This window comes from Alteromonas sp. ABV4_150 (assembly GCF_056311745.1).
The window spans coordinates 3,039,947-3,051,597 of record NZ_CM149971.1; the positions used below are offsets into that span (position 1 = coordinate 3,039,947).

9 protein-coding genes are annotated in these 11,651 nt (G+C 44.3%); 5 read left to right on the plus strand and 4 right to left on the minus strand.

The genetic code is table 11. The features are described from left to right. Positions 1-130: 130 nt before the first annotated feature. Positions 131-1,045: a LysR family transcriptional regulator gene (locus tag ACYX4M_RS13255; protein WP_476080449.1), complete on the minus strand. Its 915-nt coding sequence runs from the start codon at positions 1,043-1,045 to the stop codon at positions 131-133. A gap of 116 nt (positions 1,046-1,161) precedes the next feature. On the opposite strand from ACYX4M_RS13255, the gene ACYX4M_RS13260 reads away from it, so the two are divergent. From ACYX4M_RS13260 to ACYX4M_RS13270, 3 genes are all read left to right on the plus strand, one after another. Further along, positions 1,162-2,151, plus strand: a complete 990-nt coding sequence (locus ACYX4M_RS13260; protein ID WP_476080450.1) for a zinc-dependent alcohol dehydrogenase family protein — start codon at positions 1,162-1,164, stop codon at positions 2,149-2,151. 187 nt (positions 2,152-2,338) lie between these two features. Then, positions 2,339-2,836 (plus strand): M48 metallopeptidase family protein, encoded by a 498-nt coding sequence (locus ACYX4M_RS13265; RefSeq protein WP_476080451.1) that lies wholly within the window; start codon positions 2,339-2,341, stop codon positions 2,834-2,836. Between the two features lie 48 nt (positions 2,837-2,884). Next, complete coding sequence (locus ACYX4M_RS13270) at positions 2,885-3,304, plus strand: CBS domain-containing protein (protein WP_476080452.1); 420 nt, start codon at positions 2,885-2,887, stop codon at positions 3,302-3,304. Positions 3,305-3,449: 145 nt separating this feature from the next. Here the strand turns inward: ACYX4M_RS13270 and ACYX4M_RS13275 are convergent, their stop codons facing one another. Then, entirely contained in the window at positions 3,450-6,491 is a 3,042-nt protein-coding gene (locus tag ACYX4M_RS13275) for an efflux RND transporter permease subunit (RefSeq protein ID WP_476080453.1), read from the minus strand. A 3-nt stretch (positions 6,492-6,494) separates the two neighbouring features. After that, positions 6,495-7,583, minus strand: coding sequence for an efflux RND transporter periplasmic adaptor subunit (locus ACYX4M_RS13280; RefSeq protein WP_476080454.1), 1,089 nt, complete (start codon positions 7,581-7,583; stop codon positions 6,495-6,497). A 225-nt stretch (positions 7,584-7,808) separates the two neighbouring features. Between ACYX4M_RS13280 and ACYX4M_RS13285 the strand changes: the two genes are divergently transcribed. Both ACYX4M_RS13285 and ACYX4M_RS13290 read left to right on the plus strand, forming a co-directional pair. Then, positions 7,809-8,423 (plus strand): TetR/AcrR family transcriptional regulator, encoded by a 615-nt coding sequence (locus ACYX4M_RS13285; RefSeq protein WP_476080455.1) that lies wholly within the window; start codon positions 7,809-7,811, stop codon positions 8,421-8,423. 496 nt (positions 8,424-8,919) lie between these two features. Further along, complete coding sequence (locus ACYX4M_RS13290; RefSeq protein ID WP_476080456.1) at positions 8,920-11,025, plus strand: TonB-dependent receptor; 2,106 nt, start codon at positions 8,920-8,922, stop codon at positions 11,023-11,025. Positions 11,026-11,115: 90 nt separating this feature from the next. Here ACYX4M_RS13290 and ACYX4M_RS13295 read toward each other — a convergent pair whose 3' ends face one another. Next, complete coding sequence (locus ACYX4M_RS13295) at positions 11,116-11,604, minus strand: N-acetyltransferase family protein (protein ID WP_476080457.1); 489 nt, start codon at positions 11,602-11,604, stop codon at positions 11,116-11,118. Between the last annotated feature and the right edge of the window lie 47 nt (positions 11,605-11,651).

The following is an 11,651-nucleotide window of genomic DNA, read 5'->3' on the forward strand; positions in this document are numbered from 1 at the left end:
AAAAGCAATGCTCTGACAATTTTACTTTAGTACAAGCATAGTAGAGAAACGAAGAAGCTACTGAAAAATTGGTGTTTTGTTTTGCTAATCAAAAAAGTAAGAAAACCAATTTTCTTAAAATTAGATAATCTTAAAGAACTACGCCGTTTAACTTTTCGTCCCAATACGGCGTGCCGCCAAAGCGCTCAGCCAAAAAATCAATAAACGCGCGAACCTTAGGGGCTAATAAACGGTTGCTAGGATACACTGCCCATAGTGCACAATCGGTAGCAAGCGGGTAATCTTGTAGTATTTGAACTAATTCGCCGCTTTCTAAGTGAGGGTAGCTGCACCAGGTAGCAGTAAGGGTAATACCACAGCCTTGAATACAGGCGTCGCGCACCGCTTCGCCATTGTCCATACGTAAGTGATTAGGCGTTTTAATTGAAGTGACACCTTGGCTGCCTTTAAAGTCCCACACTTCTAAGCCGGTAAGGTTAACTATTTTGTGATTTTTGAGATCTGCTGGCGTTTCTGGCTTACCGTATTTTTCAATATAGTTTTTTGACGCCACAATAATACGTTTGTCATCAGCGAGTTTTTTCGCGTGTAAATTACTGTCTTTTAATTCTGCGTCGCGAATGGCGACATCGAACCCACCTTCTACTACATCTAAAATACTGTCGCTGAACCTGAAATCGATATTTAGCTGTGGGTATTGTTCTAAAAAGTCAGGGATCGCAGGGACTAAATGCATTCGACCAAATGAAGCAGGGGCGGTGACGCGTAATGTACCTTGCGGTGTTTGCGCGCCGCTGCCAACAGCTGCTTGCGCAGTTTCAATACTGTCTAACACTTCTTGCGCATGGGGAAGAAAGAGCTTTCCATCATCGGTAAGCGACACTTTTCGGGTGGTTCGATGAATAAGCCGAACACCTAGCGTTTCTTCCAGTTTACCAATATGCGCGCTCGCCACAGCCGGTGAAATATTAAGTTCACGCCCAGCTAAACTAATATTAGCTGTGCTCGCTATACGCACAAAAAGCCTAAGGTGTTCTATGTTCATTTGGATTATCAATAAAATCTAAAAACTGTATGCCTTTATACCCTAATTATCATCTAGAGTTCTAGTGCTTATGATTAGTTCCGTACCCAAACAACAGGCTTTAAAGGAGCTTAATCATGAAAGCGATGGTAATAAACGAATTTGGCGGTTCAGAACAATTTACTCAAAACGATATTGCAGAACCTTCTGTAAAGGCTGGCCACGTAATTGTGCGTATTGCAGCAAGCAGCGTTAACACAATCGACATGATGATTCGTCAATCGGGTGCCGACTTACCCTTTGCTCCACAACTACCAGGCGTGTTAGGTATGGACTTCGCAGGCACTGTTGAAGCTGTTGGTGAAGGCGTTACAGACTATAAAGTAGGTGATGAAGTTTACGGCTGTGCCGGTGGTCTTGGCGATTTACAAGGCTCACTTGCAGAAAAAATGCTGGCCGATGTTCGCCTTATCGCTCACAAACCTTCGTCTCTTTCTATGAAAGAAGCGGCAGCCATTCCTCTTGTAGGTATTACCGCGTTTGAGGGGCTAACTCGCGCACTCACCAGTGAGGGGCAAAAAGTACTCGTTCATGGCGGTGCTGGTGGAGTAGGACATATAGCAGTACAGCTTGCCAAGCATATGAAGGCTACCGTATTTGCGACGGGTGGCTCTGATGAGCAAAAAGAAATTATTGAATCTTTAGGTGCAACCTACATCGATTTCCGTAGTGAATCAGTTGAAGACTACGTAAGTAAATACACAGACGGTAACGGTTTTGACGTGATTTTCGATACGGTCGGCGGTAATAACCTTCAAAACTCGTTCGCTGCTGCCAAATTAAACGGTCAGGTTTCGACTACTTTATCTTTACTAGAAACCGACTTGTCGCCTGTTCACTTTAGCGGGCTAAGCCTGAACGTAGTGTTTATGTTGTTGCCTATGATCCACAACGTGGGCCGTGAAGCGCATGGCGAAATTCTAAACGAGCTGGCAAGTATTGTAGATGCAGGCGCACTAAAGCCAATTATTGATGCTGAAGACTATACATTCGAGCAAATCGCACAGGCTCACGATCGTTTAGCAAGCGGTAAAGCAGTAGGCAAAGTCGTCGTTACCGTAGACTAGTTTTTTCCTTTGAAGTTTAGGTAAACAAACTTCCCGTAGTGCTTCCCTTAGCACACCCTTCGCCGCAGTAATCTTTACTGCGGCTTTTTTATTTGTATCTTTTATTTAAAAGTGCCGTTTGGCAAAGGTCAGTGCTATCTACACAGTTCAAATGTTTTATAATTCTCTGTGCAAAGGAGAACTAAACGTGAATGAATATGCCCGGTATTTTAATGGCTACCCTTCAACTATTGTAGAACAAGCTCTACAGCTAATTTTAGACAATCGGCTAAAAAGCTACTTGTTGAAAAAATATCCTAAAGCCCATGATATAACTACAGATAAGCTGCTTTACCAGTACGCGACGAATTTTAAAAAGCAGTACTTAAAAAATGCGCCCCCATTTGGGCGCGCCGCGTTTAAGAAACAGGGAGATATGGTTACCAATGCGTTAGGTACGCATACCTACCGTATGCAAGGTAAAACGCGCAAACACGACTTAGCCATTAATAGTGATTTGCTGCGTGCACCTGAGCCTTTATTAAAGGCCTTAGTAGTACACGAGTTGGCGCACTTTAAAGAAAAGGACCACAACAAAGCTTTCTACAAACTTTGTTGCTACATGGAGCCGGATTACCATCAGCTTGAGCTAGACTTGAGGTTATTCTGCGTTGCAGTGGCCATGGGCGATAACCCATATGCTTGATGCCAATACTAATACGAAGAAGTAGAGTGAAAGTAAAAAGGAGACTTGATGAGCATTGCTAAAATTATGTCTACTCGTGTAGTCAGTGTGCACATGGACGACAGCTTGCAGTCATTAAGAGAGCTATTCGCAGCAACGGGGTTTCATCATTTGGTTGTGGTTCACGATAATAAACTTCAGGGCATTATATCTGATAGAGACTTAATGAAATCAGTTAGTCCTTTCGTCGACACGTTAAGTGAGCGAATGCTTGATCGCGCAACGCTGGATAAACGTGCCCATCAAATTATGACTCGTGAAGTGATTACGCTGAATCCCACTGATTCAGTATTTGCGGCCATTGAGCTTTTCAATTCACATAAGATTTCCTGTATCCCCATTATCGATAAAGATACGCAGCCAGTTGGCATGGTGTCGTGGCGCGATGTGATGAAGTTTATGCAAAGTAGGGTGGAGGCTAAGCGCTAACTCGGCTCTATTTAGCCCTACTTTGTACTATTTGTTTGACTTGGTTTAGTTGTATTAATTTAACGATGCCCTGCAATCTTTAGGCATAGAGGCCCTTCCACCAGAGCAAGAAAAGCTTTTCGGTAGAAAGGCCAACGATGATTTGTTAGCTTTTGCGGTAGCTAACTTTAAACATAAGGCTATAAAGCACGGGCACAGCGATCAGTGTAAGTACCGTGGCGAACGCCAACCCGCCCATAATCGTCACAGCCATGTCAGCAAAGAAGGCGTCGAATAGCAGTGGTGCCATACCTAGTATGGTAGTAACTGCCGCCAATGACACAGGACGTACACGGCTTATTGTGGCATCGACTATCGCTTGTCGAATGGCCAACCCTTCTTCTATCTGAAGGTCAATTTCTTCAATAAGCACTATGGCATTCTTAATAAGCATTCCAAACAAGCTTAAGAAGCCGAGGAGCGACATAAAGCCAAAAGGCATATCTGTACTAAGAAGGCCTGTGACAACACCTACAACCGCCATAGGTACCACAAGCCAAATGATAAGTGGCTGGCGTGCATGACCAAAGAGCAATACCGAGATAATAAACATAACTAAAAAGCCTGCGGGTAAGCCTGCGCCCAGCGCTTTTTGTGCATCGCTAGAGCTTTCAAATTCGCCGCCCCATTCCAGGGAATACCCTGATGGCAGGTCAATGTCTTCAATAAGCGGGCGAATTCTAGCCAAGGCTTTAGCCGCAGTTTCGTGGTCACCCGGCTCCGCTTCCACCGTAATGGTGCGCACACGGTCGCGACGGTGAATACGCATTTCTTCAGTCATTAGCTCTAAGCCTTGCGACACCTGTGTGAAAGGGACGTACTGTCGCTGCTGCGTAGACCAAACTTGCGACTCGCGTATTGACTGAAGCTCGGTATCTTCTGCTTTACCCATTTTTGCAACAATGTTGTAGGCATAGTCGCCGTCTTGTACTGTACCTAGCTGAACGCCGCTACTTGCATACTGTATGGTTTGGCTAAAGTCGCTATGCGATACGCCAGCAATACCTGCATTGTAGTTATCAAACTGCGTGTTGATGGCAAAGCCTTTTTCACGCCAATTATGGCGCACGTCTTTTACTTCTCCGTCAGCAAAGAGCAAAGCCTTAGCTTTTTCCGCTAATTCACGAAGCACTTCAGTATCTGGGCCTGAAAAACGGGCCTCAAGTTTTGCACCAGAGCCGGGGCCAAACTGCATGCGCTCCATATAGAAATTGGCGTCGAAATCTAAGTCAGTAAGCTTGTTTCTAAGCTTCTCTTGAATGGCTGGGATGTTATCCAGTTCATTCGCCCGAACCATGAAAAAAGCATAGTTTTCGTTAGCGCTTTTAGGTGCATAAGTGAGGGTAAAGCGATCTGCGCCCTGGCCAATAAAGGTAGTTACAGCCGTCACGTTTTCCATTGCTAAAATGCGTGATTCAGCTTCTTTGGCAATGACTTCAGTGGCTCTTATGTCTCTGTCTTGTGGGCCCCAATAATGTACAAAGAATAGCGGGGCATTTGATGGAGGGAAGAAACCTTGCTTTACCATACCAAAGCTTCCATAAGCCACGATAGTAATAACAAATAATGCACCAATAGTTACCCAACGAAGTTTAAGTGCGCCTAACAACGTGCGCTTGAACCAGCGCTGCGATGCTGAGAGTTCGTTGCCTGCAGTCTGACCCATACCTTTTCGGTAGAAATACGCGCCGAGAACAGGCACTAACGTTACTGCTAATACCCAGCTGATCATTAGTGAAACTAAGACTACGGCAAATAACGAGTAAAGAAACTCGCCGGTGGCATCGTTTGAAAGGCCTATGCCTGAAAAAGCCGCAATACCGATAACGGTTGCGCCAAGTAAAGGCCACTGCGTACGCTTAACAATAAAGCTGGCAGACTCTTTAGCGGTTGAGCCAGTGGCCATGCGAAGCATCATACCTTCAGCAACCACAATAGCGTTATCTACTAGCATACCCATGGCGATAACCATAGCACCAAGGGATATACGCTGAAGCTGAATATCCATCAACCACATCACAAGAATAGTACCTAGCACGGTAACAAGAAGGACTGAGCCAACGACTACACCTGAGCGCCATCCCATGAACAAACACAGGGTTAAAGTAACCACAGCGACTGACATGACAAGGTTATTAATAAAGCCAGTTACCGACTCATCAACCACCGATGCTTGGTCGTATATGGGCGTAAGCGTAATACCAACAGGCAACTCTTGGAGTAGTTTCTCCACTTTTGCGTTAACGCGCTCGCCTACGTCAACAATATTTACATCAGTTAAGGCTGAGACAGAAAGTGTTAACGCTTCTTCGCCATTGTAGCGCACATGAACTGGCTGTATGTCCGCGGGCTCTAATTTCAATGTGGCAATATCGGCAACTCTAAGTGAACGGTTAGTGCCCGGCACTACCACAGAAAGGTTTGAGATTTCTTCAAGCCTGTCTGGTGCGCGCTCAACAATTAAACGTACATTCTTTTCGTCTACTTTAATACGGCCACCGTTAAAGGGCCTTAAGTTATCTTCAAAAAGGGCGGCGAGATCAGGAAAGGAAATGCCTAAGCCTGCTAGTTGGTATGGATTGATATACGCCACTATTTGCTCTTTCTGAACACCTGTCACATTAACCTTTGCTACGCCCTCTGTAGTAAGCAGGTCGCGGCGTATAATGCGGGCAAACTCGCGAAGTTCTCGCGTATCAAAATCTGGCGCGCTTAGCGCGTAATACAGGCCGTATACATCGCCAAAATCGTCGAACACGATGGGGTCTTGTGCGCCGGTGGGCAGTGAACTGGCAGTGTCCCGAAGGCGCTTTCTTAATTCATCCCATATCTGTGGCAAGAGGTTACTGTCGTAAGTACTCTTAACTTCAACGGTAATTTCAGAAAGCCCCGGTGATGAAACTGACGTCACTTCTTTTAACTGCGGCATTTGCTGAATGGCAATTTCCAAACGTTCAGTGACTTCACGTTCTACTTTTTTAGCACTGGCTCCAGGATAGTTTGTGTATACCTTTACTTGTTTGATGGTAAACGCAGGGTCTTCCAAGCGACCAATTTTGCTCATAGCCAAAATGCCGCCTAGAAGCAGAATCACCACCATAAGCCAAATGTTGACGGGCTTATCAATTGAATAACGTGCGATATCCATAAATTACTTCTCTCCTTGGTAAGGAAGTACTTTCATGTCTGCACGCATTTGTGTTGCTCCAGCAGCTACCACTTGCTGGCCAAGAGTTATCTTGCCTTCGCTCTTACTCTCGATAATCGCTAGCTCGTTTTCAATATGATTAACGTCAACAGGTGTTTTTGTCACCGAACTCGTTTCGTCGTCATATACCCATACCGCAAATCCTGAGCTTTTGTTACCAACAAGGGATTTTACTGGCACAACAAAGCCTTCAGGGTATAGGCTTCCTTGCAAACTTACTTTAACCACAGCGCGGGCGCCGGGTGTAAGCGGGAGTTCTTCACGAGGCTCCATAGCAAATACCACTTCATAGGTTTGCGAAACGGGGTCGGGTTGCGTGGAGTGCTCTACGTAATTCACTGGATACCACTGACTGCGATTGGTGGCTAACGTGGCGCTTGCCTGTTTAATACCACGACCAATATTAGCGGTGAGCAAACGCTCGGGTACATTAATGTTGAAGTAAATTTTAGAAACATCCTGCAGGCGAGCAATGGGGGTGCCTGCAGCAACAAAGCTGTTGTTTTCAACAAGGCGTTGAGACACTTTGGCGTCAAAAGGGGCATAAAGTTGTGTATAGCTTAAATCCTGCTCGGCATTTTTTAGGTCAATAACCGCCAGTTCGTATGATGTTTTCGCGGTATCTAGAGCGCTTTGCGCTAGCAATTTTTGTGAGAACATCTTTTTAATTCTATCTAGTTCACGTTTTGCTTGGTCTAGACGTGTCTTCGACTCTTCAACACGGCGCTCAAATGGTTTACGGTCGATAGTGGCTAGTAACTTTCCTTTTTCTATGTCGCTACCTGTCACCAAATCAGTTTGAATAAGGCGACCAGAAACTTCAAAGCTTAAATCTACAGTCTTAACAGCAGAAACAACGGCAGGGAAGGTGAATTCGTCAAAGTCGGGAATGCTGCTTACCGTAGCAAGCTTCACGTAGCGAGGAGTTGCGCTTGATTGTTGTTCAGCGGGCTCTTTTTGAGAACATGCAGTCAGGGTTGAAACCGATAAAACGCTTAAAATTAGAATGTGAGAAAATCGCATTATGGACATAGGTGTGTGTAATCCATTGTCAGGGTAAATAGAGTATAGACATGAGAACGTCAAGTAATAATGCTTCAGCACAAGAGTGAATAAGCAGTTATCACCTAAAGTAAACTGGTGAGTGCATTTTAGTGCGTTCGCATTGAAAAGTAAACTGTTCGGTGTAAAATGGAAAGCAAGCGAGCTCGCGAAATGACGGGCAAAGCATAGGGGATTTATTTTGAGACTTTCAACATGGTAGGCAATACAAGAACGCGTAGTGATATAAAACGCGAAGCCATCATTCAGGCGGCTACACAGGCGTTCCAAGAGTTTGGCGTAAACGGCACCAGTATGGATAAGCTGGCTGAATTGGCGAACGTGTCAAAGCGCACAGTGTATAACCACTTTTCTACTAAGGAAGAGTTGGTGATGCACTTGGTTACAGAGCAGTGGCAATCGGCTATTCTCAACATTAATAAAGCATACGATAGCGCGCTTGCGCTCGATGAGCAGCTTGAAGACCTTATCTTGCAAGATATAGAGTTTATGGTGAGCGAGTCCCATTTAGACCTAGCGCGGGTGGCTATTGGCCATTTCTTTTACGAGCCGGAAAAGTTAAAAGACGAAGTAGCACAGCTAAAAGCCCAAGAAACGGCAATGCATCGTTTCTTGAAAGATGCTAAAGCAGATAACAAAATTGCTTTTGATGATTTAGACCGAGTTGTTGAGGAAATTGAAAGCTTAGTAAAAGGGAAGTGCTTTTGGCCTCAGCTTTTTAAAATTGAAGATACCCTAAGCAATAATGACAAGAAAAATGTAGCGAAGAATACCGTCGCGCTCATTCTAAGCCGTTATGCTACTGCTTAGCGGCTAGTTTTTATTGTAAATACCCTAAAGTTTGTACTCGTTATAAACACGTTAACTAGGTTTCTCATTATCTTATCTGTTACTTCCCAATTCCCTAACTGCTCGCATCACAAAACGTCATAGTAAAAAAATTGATGGCAGCAACAGGCTAAAAGATGCCATTTCAACGTTACCTCCCTCCCATGGCGTCATCAGTTCAGTAGCCCCTACTATTTTGTATGCTTATTGCCCTTTTTTTGACTGGGAAGCCGATTTTTTAGCCGTTGATTAAGAAAAGTTATAAAGAGTTTTAAAGTTTTACTGTATTTGCTCTCGTCATCTTGTCATTTTTTCTATATTATCCAAACCACAAATAGCAACTATTATTATTTGCAATTGCAAGGCGAGTTGAATGTTCAGTAGCTAGATGAAGCTAGCTACTTAAAAACATCGCGAAAAATAAGCTTCTTGGTTGCCAATAAACACACAACACTTTGAGAACACTTGGAGAGTAGTTTTGAAATTTAAACTTACGAGTATTGCTACTGCGATAATATTAAGCCCAGCTGTGCTAGCTGCTGATATGGAAGACATCGAAAGACTAACAGTAGAAGGTAAGTACCTTTCAGTTAACCAGTCGAACTCTATCAAAAGCCCTACGCCTATCATCGACGTACCGCAAAGCTTATCAATCATTACTGCTGAAGAAATTACAGCGCGCGGTATTACAAGTATCGGACAAATTATTGACTACGCACCAGGTGTTAACACTTCTCAGGGTGAGGGTCACCGTGACGCGGTGGTATTTCGTGGAGTACGTTCAACAGCCGACTTCTACTTAGATGGTAACCGCGACGACGTTCAATACTACCGTGCGCTTTACAATGTTGAACAAGTAGAAATCCTTCGTGGACCGAATGCATTGCTATTCGGCCGAGGCGGTACGGGCGGTATCCTAAACCGTGTATCTAAAAAAGCGAAAACGGGCGAAAAATTTGTAAATTATAACGTTTCTGCTAACACCTTTGGAGCTTACAACCTTCAGCTAGACACTAATGTTGATACAGGCGACAAGTCTGCGCTTCGCATTAATGCTATGTACGAAAGCCTCGATAACCACCGTGACTTCTACGATGGCGACCGCTATGGTTTTAACCCAACTGCGCGCTTTGAAGTAAGCGACGATACCATTGTTGATGTGTCATACGAATATATCGATCATGAGCGCTTCATTGACCGTGGTGTACCAACGGCGAACGGCGAGCCAGTAGAAGCATTTGAAGAAATCGTATTTGGCGACCCAGAAAATAACTACCAAACTCTTGGTGCTGACGTATTTCGTGCAAACGTTGAACACACCTTTTCTGACAACCTAAAAGGTAACTTCAACGCCTTTTACGGTGACTACGACAAAGTTTACTCAAACTTTTACGCCGCGGCTTATGACGCAGACACTGAAGTAGTAACCCTTGATGGTTATGTAGATACTACGCAGCGTGAAAACCTTATCTTGTCTTCAAACTTAGTAGGCGAGTTCGCAACGGGCAGCATTGAGCATACGGTTATCTTTGGTGGTGAGGTTATTAATACCAAGTCGAATCAAGACCGCTATAACCCAGAGTTCGATTCTCGTATAGGTGCTAATGATCCTGACGATACGCTGCGAAACGATCAGGAGATGTTTAATGTATCGCGCCCACTTAGTTTCAGAGGTCTAACTGGTACCAACTCAGTTGGCGAAACGGTTTCTGCTACTTTTAGTGATGTGAACGACGATACACACGTAGACCTTGACGTTTACTCTTTCTACGTGCAAGACGAAATTGCGCTATCAGACAACTTTGACCTAGTGCTAGGCGCACGTTTTGATAGCTTCGATATTGAAGTGTTTAATGTTGTAGCGGCTGAAACGCGAAGCAGAAAAGACGAAGAAGTATCGCCACGTGCGGGTCTTGTTTACAAGCCTCAAGAGAATATCTCAATTTATGCGAGCTACAGCGAGTCGTTTCTACCACGCAGTGGTGAGCAGTATGCGAATATCAACGGTGATGCAGACGCACTTGACCCAGATACTTTCACCAACCAAGAAATTGGTGTTAAGTGGGACTTCAATGACAGCATGAGCTTTACAGCTGCTATTTTTGAAAATGAGCAAACGTCGCTTGATAACGATCCTAATGACATAGAAAGCTTCATCGAAGTGGATTCAGATGTGTCAGGCTTTGAGCTTCAGCTTCAAGGTTATATCACTGATAAGTGGTACGTTACAGCTAACTACAGCAACCTTGATGGCGAAAATGCAAGTGGTGTGGAGCTTCGCGAGTTACCGGAAAACACCATGTCAGTATGGACAACTTACGAAGTGAATGACGTGTTTGGCTTCGGCATTGGTGCAACATACCAAGACGAAAGCAAGGTATCGACAAGTGCAACATCACCTGTACTGCCTAGCTATACCCGTGTTGATGCATCAGCATACTACACACTTAGCGACAAGACACGACTTCAGCTAAACGTTGAAAACCTAACTGATACGCTTTACTTCCCTAATGCACACTCTACGCATCAGGTTACAGTAGGAGCGCCTATCAACGCGCGTTTATCTCTGATTGGTTCTTTCTAAGTAAAACAGAAAGGTTACACGTAGAATTTGAAAGCCATTCGTGAAAGCGAATGGCTTTTTTATTTTATAAGCAATTGCGAAAAGACAGCGTTAACCTTGTTTTGCGAAGTCGATAAGTGTCTGTCCATCCATGCGATAGCCTAGCCATTCACTCTTTGGTTTAGCGCCTAGGGACTCATAAAAATCAATAGCAGGTTTATTCCAATCTAAAACACTCCACTCAAACCGACCGCAGTCGTTTTCTACCGCTGTTTTTGCTAAATGTTGCAGCAGCGCTTTACCCGCACCTAGGCCACGAGATTTCGGTGAAACATAAAGATCTTCAAGATAAAGTCCGTTGCGACCCTGCCACGTTGAGTAGTTGAAGAAGTACACAGCAAAGCCAATAGGAGCGTCATTGTTTTCGCAAATAACACAGTGGGCGGTGGAATCTTCGCCAAATAGTGTTTTTAAAAGCGCTTCTTCTGAGGCTTCTACTTCATGCTCAGCCTTTTCATATATGGCAAGTTCTAAAATAAACTGGCGAATTTGTGAAATATCGCTGGGCGTTGCTGGTCTTATTGAAATTGCGTTGTTCATTGTGTTTTCCTTTCAATAGGCTCGAAAAAAATGAGCCTTGAAGGCTC